Raw genomic sequence first — 25,716 nt, 5'->3', positions numbered from 1 at the left:
GCCTAGATGTTTGATCTTTCAGGTAAACGGGCGCTCGTCACTGGCGCATCCGGCGGCATCGGCCGGGAGATCGCCAAGGCCCTCGGCAAGGCCGGCGCCACTGTCGCCCTGAGCGGCACCCGCCTGTCGGCCCTCGAAGCGACGGCGCACGACATGGACGGCGAGCAGGTCATCATCCCCTGCAATCTCTCGGACATGGCCGAGGTCGACCAGCTGGTGCCCAAGGCCGAGGCCGCCATGGGCGGCATCGACATTCTCGTCAACAATGCCGGCATCACCCGCGACAATCTCTTCATGCGCATGAAGGATGAGGAGTGGGACGAGGTCATCAAGGTCAACCTCACCGCCGCCTTCCATCTCAGCCGCGCCGTGCTGCGCGGCATGATGAAGCAGCGCTTCGGCCGCATCATCGGCATCACCTCGGTGGTCGGCGTCGTCGGCAATCCTGGGCAGGGCAACTACGCCGCCTCCAAGGCCGGCCTGATCGGCATGTCCAAGGCCCTGGCCTATGAAGTCGCCTCGCGCAATATCACCGTCAACACCATCGCCCCGGGCTTCATCGCCTCGTCGATGACCGAGGAACTCAACGACAAGCAGAAGGACGCCATCCTCGCCAAGGTCCCGGCGGGCCGTCTCGGAACTGCCGAGGAAGTGGCGGCGACGACCGTCTTCCTTGCGTCCAATAAGTCCAGCTACATCACCGGCCATACCCTCAACGTCAACGGCGGCATGGTCATGCTTTGAACCCGGCGGCGCGTGTTTCGTTACAGGAGCAGCGTCGTCCAACCGCGTGCAGGAGCCCGGAAACCCGGCATTGGAGAGCGCATTTCACAATATGGCAAATGCCAGAGAAGTGTGTTACGTCCGCCGCTGAACTGGGCACCCGCCTGTCTTGCGAGGGATAGTCGGCGCGCCTACAGTCTGCCTTGCGGAGCCGCGGGGTTAATGCAAATCCTCTTGGCACACGGCCAACAAACATCAACGAACCAGTCTGGTAAAAGGGAAGTCAAACATGAGCGATATCGCTGATCGCGTCCGCAAGATCGTCGTCGAGCACCTCAATGTCGATGCAGAAAAAGTCGTCGAAAAGGCCAGCTTCATCGACGATCTGGGTGCCGACTCGCTCGATCAGGTCGAGCTGGTGATGGCATTCGAGGAAGAGTTCTCGGTCGAGATCCCGGACGATGCTGCTGAATCGATCCAGACCTTCGGCGACGCCGTTTCGTTCCTGACCAAGGCCGTCGGCTGATTTCGGTCCGCTAACCGGCTGATATCCATATGGAACTACGTCGCGTCGTCGTCACCGGGATGGGGATCGTCAGTCCGCTGGGCTGCGGTATCGAACCCACATGGGCAAACATCCTGGCCGGCAAGAGCGGCGCCAGGCGGATCGACGACTTCCAGGTCGACGATATCGCCTGCCAGATTGCGCACCGCGTGCCCATCGGCGACACCGCCGAGGGCAAGTTCAACGCCGACGACTGGATGGACGTGAAGGATCAGCGCAAGGTTGATCCCTTCATCGTCTATGCCATGGCTGCTGCCAAGCAGGCCATCGACGACGCCGGCGTCGAACCGGTTACCCAGGATGATGCCGAGCGGACAGGGACCCTGATCGGCTCCGGCATCGGCGGTCTGGGCGGCATCTACGAGACCTCGGTGATCCTGCACGAGAAGGGCCCGCGCCGCATCAGCCCGTTCTTCATCCCCGGGCGTCTCATCAATCTTGCTTCTGGCTACGTCTCCATTCGCTTCGGCCTGAAGGGCCCGAACCACTCGGTGGTGACGGCCTGTTCGACTGGCGCGCATGCGATCGGCGACAGCTGGCGCATTATCGCCATGGGCGATGCCGATGTGATGGTGGCGGGCGGCGCGGAATCCTGCGTCAACCGCATCGCGCTGGCCGGCTTTGCTGCCTGCCGCGCCCTCTCCACCGGTTTCAACGACAACCCGCAGGCCGCCTCGCGTCCCTACGACAAGGACCGCGACGGCTTTGTCATGGGCGAGGGCGCCGGCGTGCTGGTGCTCGAGGAATACGAGCGGGCCAAGGCCCGTGGCGCCAGGATCTACGGCGAAGTCGTGGGTTATGGCATGTCCGGCGACGCCTACCACATCACCGCCCCGTCCGAGGACGGCGACGGCGGCTTCCGCGCTATGTCCGCGGCGGTCAAGCGCGCCGGCATTGCGCCCGGCGACATCGACTACATCAATGCCCACGGCACCTCGACGCCGCTGGGTGACGAAATCGAACTGGGCGCCGTCACCCGGCTGCTCGGCGATGCCGCCTCCGGCGCAGCCATGTCCTCGACCAAGTCGGCCATTGGCCACCTGCTCGGGGCTGCCGGCGCAGTGGAGGCCATCTTCTCGCTGCTCGCCATGCGCGACAGCGTGGCGCCGCCAACCCTCAACCTCGACAACCCCTCGGTCGAGTCCGTGATCAATCTGGTACCGCACACGCCGCTGAAAAAGGAGATCGACGTCGCGCTCTCCAATTCCTTCGGCTTTGGCGGCACCAATGCCTCGCTGATCTTCCGCAAGGCATATTGACCCCGCGGGCGCCGCAGCCCCGCAGCCGTGTGACTCGTTTCGTGCCGCGCCAGGAGGGCGTTCCGCTATGTCTGCCGACCGGAAAGAAAAGCGCCAGCGCCGCCGCCGTCGTGGTGGCTTCCTCGATATCCTCAACGGCCTGCTGACCCTGCTGGTGCTGGGCCTTGTCGTTGCCGGCGGCGTGTTCTTTTACGGCGCCAACGCCTTCTATTCGCAGGGTGCGGTCAAGGCTGACACCAACTTCGTCGTCGAAAAGGGCGCCCGGCTCGGCAGCATTGCCGAGCGCCTCGAGGAGCAGGGGCTCGTCGACAACAAGTACATCTTCCAGATCGGCTCCTGGGCGCTCAAGAAGCAGAGCCAGATCAAGGCCGGCGAGTTCATCCTCAAGGCCGACTATTCCATGGCCGACATCCTCAAGGAACTGACCGAGGGCAAGCCCATCCTGCTCGCCGTTGTCATCCCCGAAGGCTGGACGTCCTGGCAGGTCGCCGACCGCCTCGCCCAGCACCCGGACCTGACCGGCGAGCCGCCGGCAACGCCCGAGGAAGGCTCCGTCCTGCCGGGCAGCTATGACTATGACCGCGGCATGCCGCGCAGCGAAGTGCTCGCTGCCATGCAGACGGCCATGACCGAGAAGCTGGCCGAGATCTACGCCGGCTGCGATCCGACGGTCTGTGGTGAGGGCGGCGTCATCAAGTCGCCTGACGAACTGGTGACTCTCGCTTCCGTCGTCGAAAAGGAAACCGGCGTCGCTTCCGAGCGGCCGCAGGTCGCTGCCGTGTTCATCAACCGGCTCAGAAAGAACATGCGCCTGCAGTCGGACCCGACCATCATCTATGGCATCATCCAGGGCGTCGGGAAGCTCGACCGGCCCATCCGGAAGTCGGAAATCGAGGCGAGGACCGACTACAACACCTATCAGATCGATGGCTTGCCCGTCGGTCCGATCGCCAACCCGGGCGTCGAGGCACTGACCGCTGTTGCCCATCCGGCCGAGACCAAAGACCTCTACTTCGTTGCCAGGACGGCCAACCCGGGCGATGGCCACCTGTTTGCTGCCACCTATGCGGAGCACCGCAAGAACGTCGCCGCCTACCGCAAGGCCAGCGCCGAAGCCGAGGCGGAAAGCGCCAAGGAGGCCCTCGAGGCGACCGAGGCGGCCAAGGACGACACCGCCACCGACGGCGCGGCGACTCCGCAATAATGACGAGGCCGCTCGCCAGCATGACCGGCTACGCCCGGGCCGGCGGCGGCGCATCGGGTGTCAACTTCGGTCTCGAGATCAAGTCGGTCAACGCCCGTGGTCTCGATATCCGCATGCGCCTGGCGCCCGGTTTCGACAGCCTCGATGCCGAGCTGCGCCGCCGTATCAACCAGTCGCTCACCCGCGGCTCGATCACCCTCTCGCTCAATGTCGAGCGGCTCGGCGACGGCGGCCCGGTGCTGGTCAACCAGGAGGCGCTTGAGGCCGTCCTGACCGCCATTGCCGACCTGGACCAGCGTCTCGACCTCCGGAAGCCCTCGCCGGAAGGCATCCTGGGCCTCCGCGGCGTGCTGGAGCAGCGCGACAGCCCGATGACCGCCGAGGCCGAGGAAGAGCTCCATGCCGCGGTTCTCGCCGCCATGGACGCGGCGCTGCTCGACCTGGTGAGTGCCCGCAAGGCTGAAGGCGCGCGCCTGACCTCGGTCCTCTCCGACCGCATCGATGAGATCGAGACCCTGACGCGCGCCGCGGAGGCCCATCCGGGCCGCAGCCGCGAGGTTATCCTCGAGCGTCTGCGCCAGCAGATCGCCGATCTGAGCGCCGCCAATTCCGGTGTTTCCGAGGAACGCCTGGCGCAGGAAGCCCTGCTGCTGGCCACCAAGGCCGACATCCGCGAAGAGCTCGACCGGCTGACGGCCCATATCGCGTCCGCCCGGCAATTGCTCGCCGCCGGCGGCCCGGTCGGTCGCAAGCTCGATTTCCTGTCACAGGAATTTAACCGCGAGGCGAATACCCTGTGCTCGAAGTCCAACGCCGTGGACCTGACCAGCATCGGGCTTGACCTCAAGGCGGTCATCGACCAGTTGCGCGAGCAGGTCCAGAACATCGAGTAGAGTGGCGGCCGATCTCCGCACACGCGCAGGTCCGGCAGCCCAGAGGGGCATGATCCTGAAATGAACTTTCCGCGTCGCGGCGTCATGTTGGTGCTCGCCTCCCCGTCCGGGGCAGGCAAGTCGTCGATCACCCGGACCCTGTTCGGCCAGGACCCGCATATCGGGCTGTCGGTCTCGGCCACCACCCGGGCCCGCCGGACCGACGAGAAGGACGGCGTCCACTACCACTTCCTCGACGAGGTGACCTTCACCCGCATGCGCGACGATGGCGAACTGCTCGAGTGGGCGCGGGTGCATGATAACTACTACGGCACGCCGCGCGCCCGCGTTGAGGAGCAGCTGGCGGCCGGACGCGATATCCTTTTCGACATCGACTATCAGGGGACGCTGCAGCTCTACGAGAAATGCCGTCAGGACATGGTGACGGTCTTCATCCTGCCGCCCTCGATCAAGGAACTGCGCGCCCGTCTCGAACGCCGCGCCCAGGATTCCAGGGGCACCATCGACAAGCGGCTGAAAAACGCCCGCATCGAGATGGAGCACTATGGCGAGTATGACTACGTCATCGTCAACGAGGACCTCGAGGATTCGACGCAGAAGGTCCGCACCATCCTCGCCGCGGCACGTCTGCGCCGCGACCGCCTCGGCCAATTGGACAATTTCGTCAGGGACTTGCAGGCGCAGATTGATTCAATCTGACAGGTAGCCGGGCTCCGGCTCCAGTCCGCTCTCGGTCCCCGTCTATAGTCACCACCCCAGCCACCCTCATCCTCGGGCCTGACCCGAGGATCCATCTTTCGAGCCCGCAGGATCTCCCGAAGACTCGCTGGGTTGGCCATCCGGTGACCCGCCGTCGTCGGCTGCATCTCGCCGTCTCCCGAGCAGCCCCACGGACCGGGCGATAACTCCCGCGGCAAAGCCGAACAGCATCAGCCCGCCCAGAAATGCCCCGACGGCCGATGGAATGGTTCCCGGCGTCGACATTTCCAGCGTCATCCAGCCGAAAAACAGCACGCCGCCGCCGATGATCATCAGCAGCGTCCGCCAGCGCATGGCAAACAGCGGAACCGCCATCGGCACCAGAAAGCTCAGCAGCGCCAGCGCGATGGCGAACACCCCGCCCACTAGCGCCGCGTCTCCACCGCTCTGGCGATATCGAGGAAGGCGCTGATCGGCAGGTCCTCGGCCCGCTCGTCGCCCCGCAATCCCGCGGCCTCCAGCAGGTCCGGCACAGGCAAGCCAAGGGACTTGAGGCTTTGACGCACCATCTTGCGCCGCTGCCCGAAGGCGGACCGGGTCACCTCCTCGAGCCGCGCCACTTTGGGCGTTGCCTCGATGGCCTTCGGCTTGAGATGCACCACCGACGACGTGACGCTGGGAGGCGGGGTGAAGGCATTGCGGTCGACGTTGAACATGATCCGCGCCTCCGTCCGCCAGCCGCACAGCACCCCCAGCCGCCCGAACGGCTTGTCGCCGGGTTTTGCCACGATGCGCTCGGCCACCTCGCGCTGGAACATCAGCGTCAGGCTCTCGAAGAACGGCGGCCACGGCTCGCTGGTCAGCCAGCCGGTCAGCAGTTCGGTGCCGATATTGTAGGGCAGGTTGGCAACGATCCGTGTCGGCCCGTCAGCCAGGGCGCGGTAATCGGTCTGCATGGCGTCGCCCGAAATCACCTCGAGCCGGCCCGGATAGGCGGCGGCGATTTCGGCAAGGGCGGGCAGGGCGCGCTCGTCGCGTTCGATGGCGATCACCTTATTGGCGCCGCCGGCCAGCAGCGCGCGCGTCAGCCCGCCGGGACCCGGGCCGACCTCGATCACCGTCATGCCCTCGAGCCGGCCAGAGGCGCGGGCAATGCGGGCGGTCAGGTTCAGGTCGAGCAGGAAATTCTGCCCGAGCTGCTTCTTGGCCTGTAGCCCGTGAGTGGCGATGACCTCGCGAAGCGGGGGAAGGTTGTCGATCTGCATGCCCCGCGATAGCGGATTTTCCGTCGCGCGCACAGGGGGCTTGACCTTGCCACGATGGGAAGCTGCACAACGCCATCGTCACAGGAGACCACCATGAAGGTTCTGGCCTTAACCACCCTCGTTCTCGCCCTCGGCGCCGCTCCGGCTTTGGCCCAGGACGCTGCCGCGCATGGCACGCCAATCGACTTGCCCGCTGTCTGCCTCGCCAACGCCGGCACGCCTCAGCACAGCATGACCATGGATATGGCGCCCGCCACTGGCGACGCCGCCCATACCGAGCTCATGGCGGGTATGGACCGCATGATGACCGACATGGATGCCGGCGCCACGGCAACCGACATCGACGTGGCCTTCGTCTGCGCGATGATCCCCCACCATCGCGGTGCCATCGACATGGCGAAAGCCCAGCTGGCGCACGGCGATGACCCTTGGGTCCGCGCCCTAGCCGAGCAGGTCATCGCCGCGCAGGAGCAGGAGATCGCCGATATGCTGGCCTGGCTGGACAAGCAGCCGCTCTGACTACTCGGCGGCGGTCTGGTGCAGTGTCCCGTGCCGCGTCAGCCTGTCGGCAAGCCGGATGGCGGCGAGCAGGCTCGCCGTCGATCCTTCGCCCGTGCCGGCAAGGTCGAATGCCGTGCCGTGGTCGGGTGAGGTCCGCACCATCGGCAGCCCCAGAGTCACATTGACTGCTTCGTCGAACGCCACGGTCTTGATCGGGATCAGCGCCTGGTCGTGATACATCGCGATCACCGCGTCGTACCGCCGCCATTTGGGCAGGTGGAACGCCGTATCGGCGGGCAGGGGGCCATCGACTTCGATACCTTCGAACCGCAGGTTCGCGATCGCCGGCGCGATGACGTCGAGGTCTTCCATGCCGATCGAGCCGCCTTCGCCCGCATGCGGGTTGAGCCCGGTGAGTGCCAGGCGCGGCGCGGCGATACCGAACCGCGTCCGCAGGCTTTGCGCCACGATCCTGCCGGTCCGCACCAGTAGGTCGTTGGTGATCAGTCTGGGCACCTGATGCAGCGGCACATGGATGGTCGCCGGCACCACGCGCAAGTCCTCATGCGCCAGCATCATCACCGGCATCGGCGTCACCCCGCCCCGGGCGCAGAGGGACGCGATGAATTCGGTATGCCCGGCAAACTTGAAGCCTGCCGAATAGAGCGCAGCCTTGTGGATCGGCGCCGTCACCACGCCGCGGCAACCGCCGCTCAGCGTCGCTGCCACCGCCTGGCGAATCGCCTCGATCACCACCTTGGCCGAGAGCGGACTGGTATCGCCCGGACTGTCCGACACCAGCCCGGCAAGATCGACGACCGGCAGCGCCGTCTCGAATAATGTCGGGGCGAAGGCCGGTGTGGCTTCGGCCAGCTCGATATCCAGCCCCAGGCGCCTGGCGCGCGCCGCCAGGAAGCCGGCATTGCCATAGACGATGAACGGCGCCAGCTGCAGCGCCTGGCGCTCGGCAAACAGGCGCAGGATGAGGTCAGGGCCGATGCCGGCCGGTTCACCCATGCTGATCGCAAGCGGAAGCGAGCTGATGGTGCTCAAGACGCGTCTCCTGCAAAAATGCCGCCCGGTGACCCGGACGGCATAGTCTAGCATCGGCAGGCTAAGGCAACCTGTCGATATTTGCTACAATCAGTAGCTGATCTTGGACTTGCCGCGGACTTCCTTGAGATATTTGGCAGCTTCGGCCTTGAGGGCGTCCTGTCCGACTTCCTGCTGGATATTGCTCTTGATGAAGGTCAGGTCCTTGGCTTCCGTCTTCGAGCACACGGCCAGCATCGATACGCCCTGCTCGACCACGCGCGGCTTGGTGATGCCGCCGACATTGAGCTTGGCCAGTTCGCTGGCAATGGCGTCCGGCAGCTGCGTCGCGTGGCGACGCCCCACCTCGATCACTGCCGCATCGGTATAGGACAGCGACAGCTGCACGGCATTGTCGCAGCCCTGGAAGCTCTTGCGATACTGGTTGGCCTGCCCGGTACGGGCCGAGGTACCCTTGCCGATGAAGATCACTTCCTTGAGGATGTAGTCGAAACTTTCTGCCGCGGTCAGCTTGCTCGCGGCCCGGGCGTCGAGTTCGGCATCCGAAAGCTGCACGCGCCCCATCACCACCTGCGTCACCACCTGGTTCCAGGCGAGGTTAGCCCGCAGCCGGTCTTTCAGCGTTTCGACATTGACGCCGCTCTGGTTGAGGATGCCGGTGAGCTTGTCGCGGCTGACCTTGATGTTGCGCGCCACCGTGAGCACGGCTTCTTCCACTTGCGCGTCGCTGATGGTCACGCCGATGCGCTTGGCTTCCTGGATCATCACCTGCTCGTCGATGAGCTCCTCGAGCGCGGCCTTGCTGCCGCTCTTGCCTTCCAGCTTGAACAGCTTGAGGCGCTGCGCCACCTGGATATCGGTGATGCTGACGCCGTTGACCGTCGCGACGACGGCGGCAGATGCCGGAAAGGCGGAGCCGGCGGCAAATATCAGGGCAATGAGAAGGGCGCCGAGCGTGCGTACCATGGTGATCATCCGTTCGTCTGGAAACAGTGCCCGCATTCCCCCGCGGGCAGGGGCGGTTTGTCGGGCAAGAATACGGCCAAAATCGGTTTACTGCAGCCCCAGCGGATTGAACGACGTCGACGGCGTCCGCAGCAACACCTTGATACCGTAGGTCAGGGCATTGGGCGAGGTGTGCGTGGCGCCGGTCAGCGAGGCAAAGCCGCCGGCCACGAAGTAGCCGTCGTCATAGGTCAGGCCGCCGGTTGCCTTGAGGAATTGCTGCTGCGCCAGGTCCCAGGACAGGCTGCCATCCACCGACCAGTAGTCGAACATCGGCAGCGGCGCCGAGGCGCGCATGGTCACTTCATGTTGATCGGCCAGCGTGCCGGTGGCCGTGTCGGCCGCCAGGTAGAAGTAGTCGACGCCCAGCGTCAGCTTCTCATAGGCGGCCTCGGCGGCAATCCCGGCCCGCGCCACCCGGAAGCTGGTGGGGTCGAGCTGCACCTTGCCACCGAAGGTCAGGCCGTGGCCCGGCGAACCCTGCGCGCCGAGCACGACATAGGACGCCGTCGAGCCCAGTCCGGTGCTGACGCCTGTCTGCGACGCGTCGGCCACGCCCAGCGCGTTGAGGCCGGCCAGATGATAGCTCTGCCCGCCGATCAGCTCGAGCCAGCTGCCATCGCCGAAATTGGCCATGTAGCGGCCACCGATATTGGCGCGCAGCCCGGTTTCCTGCCGGTCGGTACCGCTGAAGCGGTCGTAGGAGAAAAGGTTGGTGTCATCGAAGACGAAGCTCTGGGCATTGTCGTTGACGATGCCGGGCAGGGTGGTCGAACTGCCGCGATAGACCAGCTGCGCAATCGGCTCGAGCAGGTGGCTGTCGACGCCGTTCGTGGCGATGAGCGGGAAGCGCACGTCCATCGCGGCGATCGGCGTCGCCGAGAACAGCGAGACTGCGGTTGGCGACAGGGCGCTGGCCCCGTCATAGCTGGCATAGTCGGCGCGCAGCCCCAGATAGGGTGTCACCACCGCCCCGACCGGCGACACCCACTGCTTCTGCCAGGAGCCCTCGAGCGTGGCGTGGACCTTGTTTTCCTCGTAGCCGAAGACATAGGGCACGCCGCCATAGGTGCCGGTGGAATCGAGGCCGCGCTGGATTCCCAGGATCCGCGCAGAGGTACGCAACTGCCCCCACTCGCCCAGGTCGATATAGTTGTTGGCCTTGATGTTGGGGATCGCCTTGACCTGCTTTTCCTGGTCGGCCCAGGTCACATCGCCCAGCGAGTTGAACTTCTGCACCCGCAGGTCGGCGTAATAGTCGTCGGTCAGGTAAGTCGCATAGATCTCGTTGACCGAACTCTTGGCCGTCGAAATCTCGTAGTCGTTGAAGAACGCTGCGTCGGTGAAGGTCGTCACTGAGAACCCGGCTTTCCAGTCCTCCAGCGGCGTGAATTCGGCCGAGGCGTTGAGCCCGCCGCGCCACGTCCCGTCGCCGATCCCGGCCGCGAAGGCCGAAGGGTCGAGCTGATAGGTGCCGGCAGCCCTGATGTTGAACCGGCCATAGTCGAAGCGCTGCTCCCACTCGGCGCCCATCAGGAAGCCCTGCCGGGTCATGGCGCGCGGCGACAGCAGCAGGTCGATATCGTCGCCGATCGGAATGAAGTAGGGTGCCTCGATCGAGTGACCGAGCTTCTGCGAATAGCTGTAGCGCGGCAGCTTGAAGCCGGCGGCGCGCTGCGTCGGGTCGGGCAGGGCAATCCACGGGATCCACGCCACCGGAACGCCGAGAACCTCGATGGTGGGCTGTTCGAGATAGATCACCTTGCCCTTTTCGTCGCGGATGATCTTGGCAGCATAGACCTTCCAGCCGATGCGGCGGCCCTTGTCGTCGATGCACGCGCCGCACGGCGAGTAGCTGGCCTCGGTCAGCACGGTGGTGAGTTCGGATTCGTAGTTGACGTCGTTGGCCGTGATCAGCTCGCCGTCCTTGGTCACCAGTGTCAGCGAACGCACGAAGGCCTGCTTGATGCCACCGGTCACCTCGATCTGGTCGGCGGTGTACTGGTTGCCGTCCGGTGCGGTGATGTGCACGCTGCCGGTGGCAATCATGCTGCCGGTGGTGCGGTCATAGGTCAGCCGGTCGGCTTTGACCCGGTGCCCCTTGTAGATCAGGATTGCGGCGCCATCGGCTGAAATGGTGTTGGTCGCCGAATCGTAGGTCATCGTGTCGGCCTCGACCTGCGCCTGCCCGCCTTCGTCCGGCACCTGGTCGAAATAGCCGGCCGGCGTGCCTTGCGCCGAGGCGGCCGACGGCAGCACCGTGACCAGAAGCGCAGCACAAAGCCCTGCGCCGATCCAGCGCAGCAGTGCCTTCGCTCCTTGGTGGCGCAGTGTTCTCACGCCCACCCGTCCTCTTTGTGCAACAGCACCGTCACCCCGATTACAATTGCCACGAAGGCCGGCCCCGTGGCGGCAAACCACGGATCGAGCACCCCCGCGCCCCCGGCCATGGCCGCCATCTCCTGGATGACATAAACCACAAAGCCAAGAACAACACCATAAAGCACGGCTATTCCATACTTATTCGTCCTTCGATAACCGGCGGTAAATGCAAAGGCAATCAGCAGCGAACCGACCAGCGCCAGCGGGCTGGCCAGGAGCTTCGCCAGCCGCATGCCAACCCGGTTCTTGAGCTGCGGATCACTCAGCCGCGCCCCGACGGCCCCGAACACCTCGAAAATCGTCAGATCGTCGGGATTGGCGAACTTCACACCCATATCGGCGCGGGTCGTGAAGGTCGGAAGCTCGTGGTTCTCGATCCGCTGCGGCGGCGAGTCGGGCTGGAACCGGATGCCCTCGGGGATCAGCCAGTGCCCGGGCCGCAATTCGATCAGCTTGGCATGAATGCGCTCGCCGGTCTCCGAACTGTTGAAAAAGATCGTCACGTCCTCAAGCGTCGTCCCGTCGGCATGCGGATGGGTCGCGCGCACCACGTAATCCACCCCGTCACGCGACTGCTCCAGCCAGAGCGTCCCGGCGCCACCGCTCGACGGCAGGCTGAGCGACAGCGTGCGGTTGACCAGCACCACCGCCGTATCCACCACGACGGCAGCAACCAGGCTGACGAGGATCACCGCCACAACCGGCGCCCGCAGCACCGACCAGATCGAGACGCCTGACGCCTTGATCACCGTCATTTCGCGGCGCGACTGCAGGTCGAGCAGGCCGATAATGGCGCCCACCAGCAGGGTCACCGGCAAGACGCCAAGCGACCAGCGCGTCGCCGAGGTGACGATGGCCAGGATGCCGAGCAGCGGCCCGCCCACCGACGACAGGTGCTGGAAGCGCCAGACATTGAGCGAGTCTGCCAGCGCAATGATGCCGAACATCACGATCACCGTCACGGCGATCCGGCTCCCCAGCCGGCGCAACACCACCCAGTCGATCAGCGTCATGCCTCGACCCTCCGCCACACGGGTGCGAACACCCGCAGCCGGTAGAGCAGGACGACAAGCGACACCGCCAGCAGCAGCGTCGTCCCCGTCAGCGGTCCGTAGACATCGGCAATGCCGGGCAGCGACGCCACCCCGCGTTCGAGAAATGCGGCGCCCAGTACCACGAGTTCAAGTGGCATCTCCTGGCCGCGCCGGCCGTGCGGGAACGCCGCCAGTGCCGTAACGAAGATGCAGATGGCGATCACCCGCCAGGCTTCACCCAGCCGCTTGATCAGCGTCTGCGTGACCCCGGCGCTCCAGGTGCCGCTCGAAATCGCCTCCGACACCAGGTCGTAGGAATTCTTCTCGGCCAGTTCGTCGCGCGAAGTGCCCGCCCCGGTCAGCCGCTCCAGCGCCAGGTCGTAGCGGACAAAGGCCACCTGCGAGAACTGGAAGTCGTCCGACATGAACTGGATCGCCCCGTCAAACAACTGCAGGACATAGCCTTCCTCGTCCTGCGCAATGACGGCGGTCTTGGCGATATAGGTGCGGCGGCCGTCCGGTGCGCGGGCGTCGTCGGCAAAGAAATTGGTGAGATTGCCGTCACCCTGCCGGCCGCCGATCACCATGTTGACGCCGGGCACCACTTCGGCAAACCGGTGCGGCCGCAGCGTCCGCCCGACCAGATCGGCCGTGACGCTGGCCGACCAGTCGTTGAACTGCCGCGTCGTGTAGGGCTCGACAAAGTTCGATAGCAGCAGCAGCAGCAGAGCGCAGCCGCTGGTGTAGATGCCGACCGCGCCCATCAGGGCCGGCAGGCCACGGCTGGTGTGGATAATGTGCAGTTCCTGGCTGGCCTGCATGTTGCGCAGCGCCCGTCCCAGCCCGATGCCGACGCACACATAGAGAAAAACCACGGCCAGCGTCGGCATGGTCAGCAGCGCCTGTCCCAGCAGGGTGAAAAAGCTCTGCCCCTTGACCGACACCACGTCGAAAATCCGCAGGCACTGGATGAGGAACAGCAGAAACAGCGCCACGGCGAAAAGGGCGATCGCATCCACGGCAAAAAGTCTTGCCAAATAGAGACTTAGCCGTTTCATCTGCCCCTGTCCGCAGCCTTGGGAGGATCGCTTGCCGAGCACTCGGACGGCTCGATCACCCTGATGTGCTTTGGCGGCCAAGGCAAGGCAAAGCAAGTTGCTTCGCCTCAAACTCGCCTGGGTGTTGCGGGATTGACGCGGCGCCTCAAGCGTCTACTTGTGCACTGCCCGCCCGTCCTCTCCCGCCCGAACAAGGTTTTCTTCATGTCGCATTCCATCGAGGTCAAGACCGCTTCCCTGCCGGTCGTTCCCACCGGTACGCTGGTTATCTACTGCGCCGAAGGCGCTGCGCCCGGCGGCACCGCCGCACAGATCTGGGCGTCTACCGGCCTCGACTGGAGCAAGGTCAGCGAGTCCGCCGGCTTCAAGGGCAAGCAGGGCCAGATGCTCGATTTGCTGGCACCGGCCGGCGTCGAGGCCGACCGGCTTCTTGTGCTGGGAACCGGCAAGCCGGCCGCCGGCGTCACCCCGGCGACCGCCTCAAGCGACCGGGGAGGTTCGCTCGCCGGCAAGCTGATCGGCGCGCGCATTGAGCGCGCTGCCGTGGTCCTGGATGACGCGACATCGGCCGAGATTGCGGAAATCGTCGCCGGGCTGAAGCTCCGGCACTATCGCTTCGACCGCTACAAGAGCCCCAAGAAGGGCGACGAGGCCAATGCCCGGCGGCTCGTGGTCACCGTCTATGTCGCCGACAAGCCTGCAGCCGATGCGGCAATTGCCGATCGTGACGCTGTCGTGCAGGGCACCCTGCTGGCGCGCGAACTGGTCAACGAGCCGGCCAATGTGCTCGGCACTCTGGAGTTCGCTGAACGCGCCGCGGCACTGGCCGATCTGGGCGTCACCATCGACATTCTCGACGAACCGCAGATGCAAGAGCTCGGCATGAACTCGTTGCTGTGCGTCTCGCAGGGATCCGCGCGCCCGCCGCGCCTCGTCGTCATGCAGTGGAATGGCGGCACGCCGGGTACGGCGCCGCTGGCCTTTGTCGGCAAGGGCGTGGTCTTCGATACCGGCGGCATTTCCATCAAGCCGGCCGGCAGCATGGAAGACATGAAGGGCGATATGGGTGGCGCCGCGGCCGTCACCGGCCTGATGCATGCCCTGGCCACCCGCAAGGCCCCGGTGAACGTCGTCGGCGTCATCGGCCTCGTCGAGAACATGCCGTCCGACCGCTCGGTCCGTCCGGGCGACATCGTCAAGGCGATGTCGGGGACCACCATCGAGGTCATCAATACCGATGCCGAAGGCCGCCTCGTGCTCGCCGACGCGCTCTGGTACACGCAGGACCGCTTCAAGCCCAGGTTCATGATCAATCTGGCAACCCTGACCGGCGCCATTCTCGTCGCCCTCGGCCACGATCACGCAGGGCTGTTCTCCAACAATGACGATCTCGCCACCAAGCTGCTCGCCGCCGGCCTCGCCTCTGGCGAAAAGCTCTGGCGCCTGCCCATGGGCCCCGCCTACGAAAAGCTGATCGAAAGCCGCTTCGCCGACATCAAGAACTCGGCCGGCCGTCCCGCCGGCTCGATCACTGCCGCCCAGTTCCTGCAGCATTTCGTCAACGACGTACCTTGGGCGCATCTCGACATCGCCGGCATGGCCTTTGGTGCCGGCAACAACGAGGTCAACACTTCATGGGCGGCAGGCTTTGGCGTGGCGCTGCTCGACCGGCTGGTCAGGGACAACTACGAGGGCTAAACCAGCCGCATGAGCGAAGTCCTGTTCTACCATCTCGAAAGCCAGCCGCTGGAGCGCGTCATGCCCGTGCTCCTCGAAAAGACGCTCGAGCGCGGCTGGCGCGCCGTGGTGGAGACGGCCAGCCCCGAGCGCGCCGAAGTGCTGGACTCCATGCTCTGGACCTATCGCGACGACAGCTTCCTGCCGCACGCCGTGGGTGGCGGGCAGTTCGACGCTGACCAGCCCATCCTCATCGCCACCGATGACAGCAATCCCAATGGCGCAACGGTGCGGTTCTTCGTCGATCGCGCCGTTCCCCGCTCGGGCGAGGGCTACCAGCGCATCGTCTACCTGTTCTCCGGCCACGATCCCGATGCCGTCGCCGAGGCCCGCGAGGCCTGGAAGGCGCTGCGCGACGGCAACGACGTCACCTATTGGCAGCAGGACGGCAACGGCCGCTGGACCAAGAAGGGCTAGGGCGCTACTCCGCCTCGTCCATCCCGGCATTGTCCGGATCGGCAATCAGATCGTAGTAGAACTGCACATACTCGTAGCAGATCGAAACTTCGCTGGTTTCCGGGTCGTAAAAGGCATTCTCCTCGCCGCAGGTCGTCGCCTTGAGCGTCGCCGGCCGCGTCAGCACGAACTCCGCCTCGATTGCCGCTGCCACCGTTTCCAGCACCTTGTCGCGCTTCAGCAGGTCCTCGACCTTGCCGTATTCACCGGTCCCGGTCTCGTAGACCACCGAAAGCTTGGGGCCGGCGCTGCCGCCGGCCCGCAGGTGACCGGCCATCAGCTTGTCCCAGCCACGCGTCGCCGTGGCGAATTCATCGGCACAGGCGTCCTGCCGCTCCCTGTCCAGCCCGACCTGGTCGGCGAGATCGCCGTAGTCCTCCGGCTTGCCGCCCACCAGCAGACAGGTCATCTGGTAGGCGCGCTGCACATCCAGCCCGTGCTCGTCGTTGAAATCGACATTGCCCGGATCGGTCTCGCCATAGAGCTCGGACGATTTCAGGTAGCCGTCCACCGTATCGTAGGAGATCGTCACCGACGCGTCATCGGCCGACTTGAGCAGGAATAGCGTGGCGATGGCGTCGGCGATATATTCCTCGCCGCCCAGGATCGGCAGCGCGTACTGGTCGACGAACAGGTGCCCGAACTCGTGGTAAAGCGCGCTGTAGGCATTGCTGACCGCATAAGCCTCGGCCTCGGCCGTCAGCTTGGCATCGGCCAGTGCCGGCCCGCTGCAAAGCGCCGCCGCCAGCGCCACCCCGGCAATCAGTCGTGTCATTCCCGTCCCCCAGCCTTGTGTGGCCCGGAGACTAGCTGACCTCAATTACCGCCCGGTTTCCAGCCTGCTTCCGCCATTTCGAAATGCGCGAAGTCAAAGCCCGGCGCCACCGTGCACCCCACCAGCGTCCACGCGCCCAGGCTTTCCGCTGCCTGCCACTGGCCGCGCGGGATCACCACCTGCGGCCGCTGTCCGGCGCCCAGAGCAGGACCGAGGATCTTGTCCTCCGTCGTCCGGCCATCCGGCGCAACTGTCAGCCGCAACGGCGCGCCGGCGTAGTAATGCCAGACTTCGGCGCTGTCGACGCGGTGCCAGCGTCCCGCGGTCCCGCCTTCGAGCAGGTAGTAGATCGCTGTGGAGTAGGGGCGTCCGCCCGATGCGTCATCGGCAAAGGTCTGCGTGTAGAAGCCGCCTTCCGGGTGCGGTTCCAGCCCCAGCAGGGCGACGATCTCCTGCGCCGTCATACCTTTTCCGCCTCTTCCAGCTGACTGCTGAGCTCCAGCCACTTTTCCTCGACCTTGCCGATTTCGGCCTCGAACCGCGCCTTGTCCTTGCCCAGCGAAATGATCCGCTCGGGCGCCCCGTCATAGATCTTGGGATCGGCAAGAATGGCGTCCACCTTGCCCAGCTCGGTCCGCAGCCGTGCGATCTTCTGCTCGGCTTCCTTGATCGATTTGCGCAGCGGTGCCACTTCGGCGCGTCGTGCCGCCGCATCCTGCCGCGCCGCCTTGCGGTCCTCGACCACCGGCGCTGCCGCCTTCTTGCCGCCCTTGCCCTGGTCCTTGCCGGTCAGCATCTTCTGGTAGGTGTCGAGATCGTGGTCGAATTCCTCGATCGTGCCGTTCTGCGCGATCCAGAGCTTGTCCACCGTCGCATCGATCAGGTGGCGGTCGTGCGAGATGATCAGCACGGCGCCCTCATACTCGTTGAGCGCCGACACCAGCGCGTCGCGGCTGTCGATATCGAGATGGTTGGTCGGCTCGTCGAGGATCAGCATGCTCGGCCCGCCGAAGGTGATCAGCCCCAGCAGCAGCCGCGCCCGCTCGCCACCCGAGAGGTTCTTGACCGGCGTGTCCATGCGGCTGGTCGTCAGCCCCATCTGCGCCACGCGGCTGCGCCGCTTGGCCTCGCTGTCATAGGGCATCAGGTCGATGACATGTTCGAACGGCGTCTGCTCCGGCTTCAGGCTGTCCATCTGGTGCTGGGCGAAATAGGCGATCTCCAGCCCCTTGCCCTTGCGCATCTCGCCGCCCATCGGCTTGAGCTCGCCGGCCAGCAGCTTGGCGAAGGTCGATTTGCCGTTGCCGTTCACCCCGACCAGCGCAATGCGGTCCTCCGGGTCGAGCCGGTTGCTGATGCGCCGCAGCACCACCTTGTCGCCATAGCCCACCGACACGTCATCGAAGGTCATCATCGGCGACGCCGGCACCTTCTTGGGCTGCTGGAAGGTGAAGGGCGCCGAATGCTCGTCGAACATCGCCGCCGGCGGCCGCAGCTTGGCGATCATCTTGACCCGCGCCTGCGCCTGCGCCGCCTTGGTGGCCTTGGCCTTGAAGCGATCGACGAATTTCTGCAGATGCGCGATCTGCGCCAGGGTTTTTTCGCGGCTCTTGTTGTTGAGCTCCATCTGCATGCGACGGGTCTCTTCGAACGTGTCGTAGCCGCCCTTGTAGAACGTCATCTTGCCGTGCTCGAGATGCACGATCGAGTCGACCGCCTTGTTGAGCAGGTCGCGATCATGGCTGATCATGAACACGGTGTAGGGATAGGTGGCGAGGTACTTTTCCAGCCACAGCGTGCCTTCGAGATCGAGGTAGTTCGTCGGCTCGTCGAGCAGCAGCAGGTCGGGCTGCGAAAACAGCACGCCCGCCAGTGCCACGCGCATCCGCCAGCCACCCGACAGTTCCGAGGTCGGCCCCAGCTGCCGGTCCTGCTCGAAGCCCAGCCCCTTCAGGATCGTCGCGGCGCGCGCCTCTGCGGTATGCGCATCGATATCGGCCAGCCGCATGTGGATATCGGCAATCCGGTGTCCGTCGGTCGCCGTCTCGGCCTCGGCCATCAGTTCGGCGCGCTCGGTATCGGCCGCCATCACCGTCTCGAGCACGGAGAGATCGGTCGCCGGGGCCTCCTGCGCCACGCCGCCGATACGGGCCCGCTTGTTGACTTCCATCGTGCCGCCATCGGCCGCAATCTGCCCCTGGATCAGCTTGAACAGCGTCGTCTTGCCCGAGCCGTTCTTGCCGACAAAGCCGGTCTTGGAGCCGTCCGGAAGCACCACCGACGCCCCCTCGAACAGCGGGCGGCCCTGAATGCGATAGGTGAGATTGTTGATTGTCAGCATGGCTATACGTTCCGGGGGAGCCGGTCACATAAGGTTTGGCGCCACGCTTGGCAACCGCCGCTCCGGCATGCCGGCCCCGCGCGGTCGCCGGTCCAGCCGTTGCCGGACACGCCGCGTGCTGGATTGCCGGGCTAGCGGTCGGCCAGCAGTGCCGGCAGATCCTCGAGCATCTGCGTCCGCGTCAGCGGCCCGAGATACGCGTCGCTGGGCTTGCCGTCGACCCGCAGCCGCGCGAAGGCAACCGCCCGGTCGCCGCGAACCGCCCAGCCGATAAACCAGCCGAGCGGCCGGTCCTTCAGATACGTGCCGGCGGCGTTGGTCACCCAACTGCTCCCCGTCTTGCCGCTGACCGTCCACTCGCCGGCCTCGAAATCGGGCAGGATCGTCGCCGCCATGGCCTGGGATGGCGTGTCCAGCGGCAACTGACCCAGCAACAGCCGGCGCACGAATGCCGCTTGCTCGTCCGGGGAAATGGTCAGCGAGCCACCGATCCACGAATGGGTCAGTCCGTTCTTCTTGCCCGGTGTGCCTGACACGTTCATGTTGCCGTAGCCCAGCGCCGACACATAGGTCGCGAAGGCCTCGGCTCCCAGCTTTCGGGTGATCTCGCGGGAGTACCACAGCACCGAGTCCCGCTCCCAGATTGTCGGATCCACCGCCTTCTGGTCACGCTTGGGGGCCGTCAGACCCTTGTGCCAGTCCCAGCGCGGCGTCGTGGCATCGACAAGGATGCCGGCGTCAAAGCCGATCGCGGCCAGCGGCAGCTTGAACGTCGAGGCAGGGGCAAAGCGCTGGTCGCAAGTGCCTTGCCGCACCAGCACGTCGCCGCTGCGCGCATCGATGATCACCGTGCAACCCAACGGCTCGGCTGCCGTCACGGGCGGAGCAAACATCCCGATGGCGGCGAATACAAGCAGCAGGCTGCGAATACGTAGAACCACGATGGTGTTCCCGGATGAAAGACTGGTTGCGACTAGCCAAGCCCGAGTGGCCGATATGTGAAGTCGATTTGCACCTCAAGCGCTGCAGGGACGGGCAGGGTAATAGATGTGACGCGATCATGCCCAGTGCCCAAGTGCAGCGCCGCCACTCAGCAGAAGAGCGTCACATGGCTGAGACCGGCACTCGATCCCTCGCCCGAGAACTGCAGGTCCCTGTCAAAATAGCGGATCGCAATCGGCTCCTCGTCCACCATGGCGGCCGTGATGAACTCGAAGAAGTCGTCCCCCGCCGTGGGATCCTCATACAGCGCCACCGATTGCTGTCCGGCATGCTCGGCAAAGTATAGGTCGACTTGCCGCGAACTGCCATCAACCTCAAACACAGTCGGAACCTCGGGCGCATAGTCGGCCGTTGCATCCCATGGCTCTGTCTCGACGATAGCAAGCGATCGCGTGGCTGAGCCCATCGCAGATGAGCAGTCGACGACAAGCTTGTAGTTTCCGCTGGTATCGAGCTGGGAGGCGAACTGGATCTCGAACAGTCCAGGCTCGGTCCCAAACGTCCAAGGTGCTGACAGCGCAGGCGAGCTCAGGCAGACCATGCAAGCAAGAGCGGTCGCTTTCAGGCACGTGCTGGTCCGCGTCATCGGCATCCTCTATTGCGCCACCGGAACTGCTGTACTCTAGCATCGGTAACATCGGCCCGGAAGCTTGACCGACGGTCCACGTTCCGAGCCAGGTGGGGGCAGAATGCGCTGGCCCGCCGCGAGCCGTCTTGCGCCCGTCAAAACCCTTGGATACAAGGCCCCACCTTTCAGGCAGACCAATCAAGGGACCAGTAAACATGGCCATCGAACGCACTTTCTCCATCATCAAGCCCGACGCCGTCCGTCGCAACCTCATCGGCAAGATACTCACCAAGTTCGAGGATGCCGGTCTGCGCCCCGTGGCGATGAAGAAGATCCACATGACCCGCGCCCAGGCCGAGGGCTTCTACGCGGTTCACAAGGACCGTCCGTTCTTTGGTGAACTGGTCGAGCAGATGATTGCCTCGCCGGTCGTCGTGCAGGTTCTGGAAGGCGAGAACGCCATCCTCGCCAACCGCGAGATCATGGGCGCCACCAACCCGGCAAACGCTGCCGACGGCACCATCCGCAAGGAGTTCGCTCTCTCGGTCGGCGAGAACTCGGTGCACGGTTCGGACGCTCCCGAAACCGCTGCCCAGGAGATCAAGTTCTTCTTCAGCGACGACGAAATCGTCGGCTAAGCCGCTCCACTGAGTGGTTTTTCGGGTCAGCTGGCCCGGCTATCCGGTTTCGAGGGGCCGCCTTCGGGCGGCCTCTTCACTTTTTGCCCTATCACTCATTCGTTCATCCTGCTGTCAGGTGGCTTGTGCTAGTCTTCCTCCATAATCACAGCAGTCGTTTGGGAGGGAATGATGGGCTCGCTAGGGTTCCCCGTTTTCGTTGTCACGATACTATTGGCCGGTACCACTGCCGCAATCGTTCTGACGCCCAAGGATGTGATGCGCTCGAGCGTGGTCAAGACGCCGTCGCCCTTCGTCGCCGACGCCACGGCGCCTGGTCCCAACCTGCCGCGTCCGGAGACCAAGGTCGTGCCCGTCATCCAGGTGGCCTCCATGACCGTCGAGGTGACGCCGCTCTCCGAGCCGCAGGCTGTCGCCGAGGTCCCGGCCGCGGCCGTGCTGCCGGTTGAGGTGCAGCCTGAACCCCAGGTGCAGAAAGACATCCGCAGCATCACCGCCGGCGCCCTCAACATGCGCACCGAGCCCAACAAGGATGCCGGGCTGATCGCCAGCCTGCCCCGAGGCACCAGGGTTGAGGTCAGCGAGACCGCCGGCTCCTGGGCCTATGTCACGACCGCCGACGGCACCGCCGGCTGGCTGAGCCAGAACTTCCTCACTCCGGCCGATTGACGCGTTCTCCCGACTCCCGTCCCCTTAGGGCAGGAGGATTGTCATGCCTGAAATCGTCGTCTATCTCGCCGAAGGTCGCCCCGCTGACGCCAAGAAGGCGTTGATGAGGGACATCACCGACGCCGTCGTCCGCAATTTCGGCGTGCCGGCCGAGCGTGTCGTCGTGCAGCTCGTCGAATCCCCCAAGGACAGCAAGTCGCGCGGCGGCATCCCCTTCAGCGAGATGTAGCCGCCCCGCTCGCCTTCCGGGCGTGATAGGTGAGGGCCATGGCCACGCAATGCGCCAGGGCAGGTGCGTCAAGGGCGGCATCGCCGAGTAAGATGGCGCGGTCCCCTTCGTAGCTGAGCTCCGGATACTGCGTCCGGAAACTGGCGATCAGGCTGGTCTGGCAATGCACAAAGAGGGCAACGCCGCCTGTGCGGTGCGCATCGATCCGTACGGTTGTGCCGCTGCCGGTCTCGGGCGTCAGATAGCTCGGCTGCCCCCATTTCAGGGTTTCCGCAATGCGCCCGACGCCGGGCGTCTTCGCCGCCGTATCGAGGATCAGGCGACGCAACGCCAGCATCCGGTCGCGCAACGGCTCCGGATAGGACGCGAACTTCTCCGCCACTTCGGGCGTCTGGAATTGCTCGTTCATCTCGGCCTCCGATCGACCGCATGTTGCACGAACACCCGTCGATCATCAAAAATCGTCATTAACGAAAATGTTGATGGAACCTTTGGGCATTTTCCGTAACGTGTGATTTGGGGTCCGGTCTGCGGATCATCAAACTGATGTCGCGCTTAGCGTCAGCGCTTTGATGAAAGGGTTGCAACACCACTATGCTCGTCCGCTTTTCAGAAGTCCTTCCCGTCCTTGGCCTCGTCCTGGCCTTCCTCACCGCCAAGCACATACCGGCCCTGTCATTCCTGCCGCTGGCGCAGATGACCGGCATCGTCTGCTTCAGCTTCGCCATTTTCCTCGCCCTGCGCATCTACAACGCCGAACTGGCCCGCCTCCGCGCCGAGGAATAGGGCTTCGGATGAGCAGCGCCCGTCGAAAGGCCGCCTGCGCTTGAGCCTATAGCGCATCCTTGTACGTGTGCTCTCCGCCGCGGAAGTCGCGGATCGCATAGCAGCCGTCGCCGCTGGGCCGGATGCTGGCCGAAGCCACCTCGGCTTTGCCGTAGCCGCCGGGAATATCGAGAATGTAGGTCGGCTGGCAGAGCCCGGATACGCGTCCGCGCAGTCCGGCGACCAGCGCCTGCCCGGCCTCGATCGTGACCCGGAAATGGCTCGTCCCCGGCGCCAGGTCGGGGTGATGCAGGTAATAGGGCCGCACTCGCAACTCCACGAAGCTGCGCATCAGCTCGGCCAGCACATCGGCGTCGTCATTGACGCCCCTGAGCAGCACCGTCTGGCTGATCAGCGCGATCCCGGCATCCGCCATACGCCCGATCGCATCCCGCGCCGCGCCCGTCAGTTCACGCGGATGGTTAGCGTGCACTGCCAGATAGGTGGTCTTGCCGCTGGCCTTCAGCGCCGCGATCAGCGCGTCGTCAATGCGCTCCGGCTCCACAACCGGCACCCGTGTATGGAACCGCACGACCTTGAGGTGCGCAATACCCTGCAGCCGCTCCAGGATGTCGGCAAGCCGCCGTGGCGACAGGATCAGCGGATCGCCGCCGGTGAGAATGACTTCCCAGATTTCAGGATGCCCGGCGATATAGCCGATGGCTGCGTCGAGGGCCTCCGGCGTCAACGTCCCGAGCCCCTGCGGTCCGACCATCTCCCGTCGGAAGCAGAAGCGGCAATAGACCGGACACACATGCACGGCCTTGAGCAGCACCCGGTCGGGGTAGCGATGCACGATCCCCTCGACCGGCGAATGCGCCAGGTCGCCGATCGGGTCCGCCCGCTCATCGGGCGTGGTGACGAGCTCCCGCCCATCGGGTAGGAACTGCCTGGCGATCGGGTCGTTGGGATCATCCGCGTCGATCAGGGCTGCCATCGCAGGGGGAATGGCTACCGCATAGCGCGCCGCCACCGCATCCAGTTCGTCGCGTCGTGCCGCTGGCGCCAGTCCCGCCGCGATCAGGTCGTCCGATGTCCGGATGGCACTCACGATCCGCTCTCCGCCACCGGCACCCAGATCACATCCTCGATCCGCGGCGCGCCGAGCGCCAGCATCACCATCCGGTCAAACCCGAGGGCAACGCCACTGGCCTCCGGCATCAGGGGCAGGGCGGCCAGCAGGTCCTCGTCGATCGGGTAGCGCTCGTTAAAGATCCGTTGTTTTTCGTTCATCTCGGTGACGAAACGGTGTCTTTGTTCCACCGCGTCGGTCAGTTCGCCAAAGCCGTTGGCCAGTTCCACGCCGCAGGCATAGACCTCGAACCGCTCCGAAACCCGGATGTCATCGGCCGTCCGCCGCGCCAGCGCCGCCTCCGCCGCGGGGTAGCGATCGAGCACGGTGATCCGCCCAAGTCCAAGATTTGGCTCGACTTTTTCCACCAGCACACGGCTGAAGAGATAGGACCAACTGATGTCTTCCGGCACCGCAAGCCCGACCTGTCGCATCTGCGCCGCCAGCGCTGCTCCGTCCGTGCTGCCCGCCTCATCCATCGTCGCGGCCAGATTGATCCCCGCAAACCGTTGAAATGCCTCGAAAACACTAGTCCGCTCCGGCTCCGCCTGCGGATCGCAGACCCGGTCCTTGTACCGCAAGACCGGCGCTCCGACCGTCTTCGCCGCCAGCCGCAGCAGCGCCACGCAATCGGCAATCACCGCGTCATAGCTTTCGTTGACCCGATACCATTCGAGCATCGTGAACTCGGGATGGTGCAGGGCACTCCGCTCGCGGTTTCTCCAGACATGTCCAAGACTTGCGATGCGTTCCTCGCCCCCTGCCAGCAGCTTTTTCATGGAGAATTCCGGCGAGGTATGCAGGTACATCGCTGTGCCGGCGCCGTCATTGCCGATCATCGTCGTGCCAAAGGCATGCAGATGCGTCTCGTTGCCCGGCGAGCGCTGCAGCCCCGGCGGATCGACCATCACGAAGTCCTGCTGGCCAAAATACCCCCGCACCGCCGCATCGATCCGGTTGCGCGCCAGCAGCGCCGGCCGCCGGTCGGCATGCTTGTGCGGTGTCCACCAGGGCGTAGCAGTCGGTTGCGGCAAGGCGGCGGTCTTTCGTGCTCGGGACTGGCGGTTCGCAGGAAATTCATGTATCGGGCGGCACCGAACATATGGATCAGTGCCGGCCCGGCCAAGTTGCCGCTCCTCTAGGCCGCCTCAAACGCTTGAACAAGGAAGAATTATGGTCAAGGTCATCGCCTCGTCGCTCCGCAAGGGCCACGTCGTCGAGCAGGACGGCAATCTCCACGTCGTTCTCACCGCCGAAAACGTCCACCCCGGCAAGGGCAATTCCGTGACGAACGTCAACATGCGACGCATGTCGGACGGAACCAAGGTCGTCGGTCGCTGGCGGACCGTTGAAATGGTCGAGAAGGCCGATGTCGATGAGCGCGAGTACCAGTTCCTCTATCACGACGCCGAAGGCTACCATTTCATGGAGCCGACGACCTATGAGCAGCTGGCTGTCGGCGAAGACGTCGTCGGCGATCAGGGCGCCTATCTGCAGGACGGCATGCTGGTCTATCTCAAGACCTTCGAAGGCGTTGCCATCGCCATCGAGCTGCCGGCTCGCGTGACCCTCGAGGTGGTCGACACCGAGCCCGTCGTGAAGGGGCAGACGGCATCGTCATCCTTCAAGCCCGCCACGCTCTCGAACGGCGCCAAGACCATGGTGCCGCCTCACATCGGCGTTGGCACCCGTATCGTCGTGATGACCGAAGACGGCTCCTACGTCGAGCGCGCCAAGGACTGACCGGCCGCTCCAGGCACCAG

At 64.9% G+C, this 25,716-nt stretch carries 29 protein-coding genes; 14 read left to right on the top strand and 15 right to left on the bottom strand.

Annotated features, from left to right (window positions below; all coding sequences use genetic code 11):
* Positions 1–6 precede the first annotated feature (6 nt).
* The 6 genes from fabG to gmk all read left to right on the top strand — a co-directional run bounded on the left by fabG (position 7) and on the right by gmk (position 5,343).
* Positions 7–744, top strand: a complete 738-nt coding sequence (gene fabG / locus AC0L4C_RS16975; RefSeq protein ID WP_473400889.1) for a 3-oxoacyl-[acyl-carrier-protein] reductase — start codon at positions 7–9, stop codon at positions 742–744.
* 268 nt (positions 745–1,012) lie between these two features.
* On the top strand, positions 1,013–1,249 hold the full coding sequence (locus AC0L4C_RS16970; protein ID WP_473400888.1) for an acyl carrier protein: 237 nt from the start codon (positions 1,013–1,015) through the stop codon (positions 1,247–1,249).
* A gap of 29 nt (positions 1,250–1,278) precedes the next feature.
* Positions 1,279–2,547, top strand: coding sequence for a beta-ketoacyl-ACP synthase II (fabF, locus tag AC0L4C_RS16965; protein WP_473400887.1), 1,269 nt, complete (start codon positions 1,279–1,281; stop codon positions 2,545–2,547).
* A gap of 67 nt (positions 2,548–2,614) precedes the next feature.
* Positions 2,615–3,751 (top strand): endolytic transglycosylase MltG, encoded by a 1,137-nt coding sequence (mltG, locus tag AC0L4C_RS16960; RefSeq protein ID WP_473400886.1) that lies wholly within the window; start codon positions 2,615–2,617, stop codon positions 3,749–3,751.
* The gene (locus AC0L4C_RS16955; RefSeq protein ID WP_473400885.1) at positions 3,751–4,644 is read left to right on the top strand and encodes a YicC/YloC family endoribonuclease; all 894 of its coding nucleotides are present in this window, start codon (positions 3,751–3,753) and stop codon (positions 4,642–4,644) included. Before mltG ends, AC0L4C_RS16955 begins: the two co-directional genes overlap by 1 nt.
* A 60-nt stretch (positions 4,645–4,704) precedes the next feature.
* Positions 4,705–5,343, top strand: coding sequence for a guanylate kinase (gmk, locus tag AC0L4C_RS16950; RefSeq protein WP_473400884.1), 639 nt, complete (start codon positions 4,705–4,707; stop codon positions 5,341–5,343).
* 66 nt (positions 5,344–5,409) lie between these two features.
* Here gmk and AC0L4C_RS16945 read toward each other — a convergent pair whose 3' ends face one another.
* Both AC0L4C_RS16945 and rsmA read right to left on the bottom strand, forming a co-directional pair.
* Complete coding sequence (locus AC0L4C_RS16945; protein WP_473400882.1) at positions 5,410–5,769, bottom strand: hypothetical protein; 360 nt, start codon at positions 5,767–5,769, stop codon at positions 5,410–5,412.
* Positions 5,769–6,608, bottom strand: a complete 840-nt coding sequence (gene rsmA, locus AC0L4C_RS16940; protein WP_473403546.1) for a 16S rRNA (adenine(1518)-N(6)/adenine(1519)-N(6))-dimethyltransferase RsmA — start codon at positions 6,606–6,608, stop codon at positions 5,769–5,771. Before rsmA ends, AC0L4C_RS16945 begins: the two co-directional genes overlap by 1 nt.
* Positions 6,609–6,701: 93 nt before the next feature.
* Here rsmA and copM point away from each other — a divergent pair, with 93 nt between their 5' ends.
* Positions 6,702–7,127: a CopM family metallochaperone gene (gene copM / locus AC0L4C_RS16935; protein ID WP_473400881.1), complete on the top strand. Its 426-nt coding sequence runs from the start codon at positions 6,702–6,704 to the stop codon at positions 7,125–7,127.
* Here the strand turns inward: copM and pdxA are convergent, their stop codons facing one another.
* From pdxA to AC0L4C_RS16910, 5 genes are all read right to left on the bottom strand, one after another.
* Positions 7,128–8,162 carry a 4-hydroxythreonine-4-phosphate dehydrogenase PdxA gene (gene pdxA / locus AC0L4C_RS16930; protein WP_473400880.1) on the bottom strand — a complete coding sequence of 345 codons (1,035 nt, stop codon included), beginning with the start codon at positions 8,160–8,162 and terminating at the stop codon, positions 7,128–7,130. It abuts the gene before it with no gap.
* A 90-nt stretch (positions 8,163–8,252) separates the two neighbouring features.
* Complete coding sequence (locus AC0L4C_RS16925) at positions 8,253–9,128, bottom strand: SurA N-terminal domain-containing protein (RefSeq protein WP_473400879.1); 876 nt, start codon at positions 9,126–9,128, stop codon at positions 8,253–8,255.
* An 87-nt stretch (positions 9,129–9,215) separates the two neighbouring features.
* Entirely contained in the window at positions 9,216–11,507 is a 2,292-nt protein-coding gene (locus AC0L4C_RS16920) for an LPS-assembly protein LptD (protein ID WP_473400878.1), read from the bottom strand.
* On the bottom strand, positions 11,504–12,562 hold the full coding sequence (locus AC0L4C_RS16915) for an LptF/LptG family permease (RefSeq protein ID WP_473400877.1): 1,059 nt from the start codon (positions 12,560–12,562) through the stop codon (positions 11,504–11,506). Before AC0L4C_RS16915 ends, AC0L4C_RS16920 begins: the two co-directional genes overlap by 4 nt.
* On the bottom strand, positions 12,559–13,641 hold the full coding sequence (locus tag AC0L4C_RS16910) for an LptF/LptG family permease (RefSeq protein ID WP_473400876.1): 1,083 nt from the start codon (positions 13,639–13,641) through the stop codon (positions 12,559–12,561). The genes AC0L4C_RS16915 and AC0L4C_RS16910 overlap by 4 nt, the downstream gene beginning before the upstream one ends.
* A gap of 204 nt (positions 13,642–13,845) precedes the next feature.
* On the opposite strand from AC0L4C_RS16910, the gene AC0L4C_RS16905 reads away from it, so the two are divergent.
* A complete protein-coding gene (locus tag AC0L4C_RS16905) occupies positions 13,846–15,339 on the top strand; it encodes a leucyl aminopeptidase (RefSeq protein WP_473400875.1) in 1,494 nt (497 codons plus the stop codon).
* A 9-nt stretch (positions 15,340–15,348) separates the two neighbouring features.
* Positions 15,349–15,795, top strand: coding sequence for a DNA polymerase III subunit chi (locus tag AC0L4C_RS16900; protein ID WP_473400873.1), 447 nt, complete (start codon positions 15,349–15,351; stop codon positions 15,793–15,795).
* Positions 15,796–15,799: 4 nt separating this feature from the next.
* Here AC0L4C_RS16900 and AC0L4C_RS16895 read toward each other — a convergent pair whose 3' ends face one another.
* The 5 genes from AC0L4C_RS16895 to AC0L4C_RS16875 all read right to left on the bottom strand — a co-directional run bounded on the left by AC0L4C_RS16895 (position 15,800) and on the right by AC0L4C_RS16875 (position 20,538).
* Positions 15,800–16,609, bottom strand: coding sequence for a DUF4344 domain-containing metallopeptidase (locus AC0L4C_RS16895; protein WP_473400872.1), 810 nt, complete (start codon positions 16,607–16,609; stop codon positions 15,800–15,802).
* Positions 16,610–16,650: 41 nt separating this feature from the next.
* Positions 16,651–17,073: a cupin domain-containing protein gene (locus AC0L4C_RS16890; protein ID WP_473400870.1), complete on the bottom strand. Its 423-nt coding sequence runs from the start codon at positions 17,071–17,073 to the stop codon at positions 16,651–16,653.
* Positions 17,070–18,950 carry an ABC-F family ATP-binding cassette domain-containing protein gene (locus tag AC0L4C_RS16885; protein WP_473400869.1) on the bottom strand — a complete coding sequence of 627 codons (1,881 nt, stop codon included), beginning with the start codon at positions 18,948–18,950 and terminating at the stop codon, positions 17,070–17,072. Before AC0L4C_RS16885 ends, AC0L4C_RS16890 begins: the two co-directional genes overlap by 4 nt.
* Before the next feature lie 131 nt (positions 18,951–19,081).
* Positions 19,082–19,843: a class D beta-lactamase gene (blaOXA, locus tag AC0L4C_RS16880; RefSeq protein WP_473403545.1), complete on the bottom strand. Its 762-nt coding sequence runs from the start codon at positions 19,841–19,843 to the stop codon at positions 19,082–19,084.
* A gap of 197 nt (positions 19,844–20,040) precedes the next feature.
* Positions 20,041–20,538 carry a hypothetical protein gene (locus AC0L4C_RS16875; protein ID WP_473400868.1) on the bottom strand — a complete coding sequence of 166 codons (498 nt, stop codon included), beginning with the start codon at positions 20,536–20,538 and terminating at the stop codon, positions 20,041–20,043.
* Positions 20,539–20,735: 197 nt separating this feature from the next.
* Between AC0L4C_RS16875 and ndk the strand changes: the two genes are divergently transcribed.
* From ndk to AC0L4C_RS16860, 3 genes are all read left to right on the top strand, one after another.
* Positions 20,736–21,158 (top strand): nucleoside-diphosphate kinase, encoded by a 423-nt coding sequence (ndk, locus tag AC0L4C_RS16870; protein WP_473400867.1) that lies wholly within the window; start codon positions 20,736–20,738, stop codon positions 21,156–21,158.
* A 168-nt stretch (positions 21,159–21,326) separates the two neighbouring features.
* Complete coding sequence (locus AC0L4C_RS16865) at positions 21,327–21,827, top strand: SH3 domain-containing protein (protein ID WP_473400866.1); 501 nt, start codon at positions 21,327–21,329, stop codon at positions 21,825–21,827.
* 43 nt (positions 21,828–21,870) lie between these two features.
* Positions 21,871–22,056 (top strand): tautomerase family protein, encoded by a 186-nt coding sequence (locus tag AC0L4C_RS16860; RefSeq protein ID WP_473400865.1) that lies wholly within the window; start codon positions 21,871–21,873, stop codon positions 22,054–22,056.
* Here AC0L4C_RS16860 and AC0L4C_RS16855 read toward each other — a convergent pair.
* Positions 22,043–22,465, bottom strand: a complete 423-nt coding sequence (locus AC0L4C_RS16855; protein ID WP_473400864.1) for a DUF1801 domain-containing protein — start codon at positions 22,463–22,465, stop codon at positions 22,043–22,045. The two genes, AC0L4C_RS16860 and AC0L4C_RS16855, sit on opposite strands and share 14 nt — an antisense overlap.
* Before the next feature lie 185 nt (positions 22,466–22,650).
* Between AC0L4C_RS16855 and AC0L4C_RS16850 the strand changes: the two genes are divergently transcribed.
* Positions 22,651–22,842 (top strand): hypothetical protein, encoded by a 192-nt coding sequence (locus AC0L4C_RS16850; RefSeq protein WP_473400863.1) that lies wholly within the window; start codon positions 22,651–22,653, stop codon positions 22,840–22,842.
* Positions 22,843–22,888: 46 nt separating this feature from the next.
* On the opposite strand, the gene AC0L4C_RS16845 is transcribed toward AC0L4C_RS16850, so the two are convergent.
* Entirely contained in the window at positions 22,889–23,935 is a 1,047-nt protein-coding gene (locus tag AC0L4C_RS16845) for a lysine-2,3-aminomutase-like protein (protein WP_473403544.1), read from the bottom strand.
* Complete coding sequence (gene epmA / locus AC0L4C_RS16840; RefSeq protein ID WP_473400862.1) at positions 23,929–24,987, bottom strand: EF-P lysine aminoacylase EpmA; 1,059 nt, start codon at positions 24,985–24,987, stop codon at positions 23,929–23,931. Before epmA ends, AC0L4C_RS16845 begins: the two co-directional genes overlap by 7 nt.
* A gap of 139 nt (positions 24,988–25,126) precedes the next feature.
* Between epmA and efp the strand changes: the two genes are divergently transcribed.
* Complete coding sequence (efp, locus tag AC0L4C_RS16835; RefSeq protein WP_473400861.1) at positions 25,127–25,696, top strand: elongation factor P; 570 nt, start codon at positions 25,127–25,129, stop codon at positions 25,694–25,696.
* Positions 25,697–25,716 lie beyond the last annotated feature (20 nt).

This window comes from Devosia sp. J20-27, from assembly GCF_055808595.1.
Note: the sequence above shows the minus strand (reverse complement) of the source record. Positions and strands in the feature narration are given on the sequence as shown.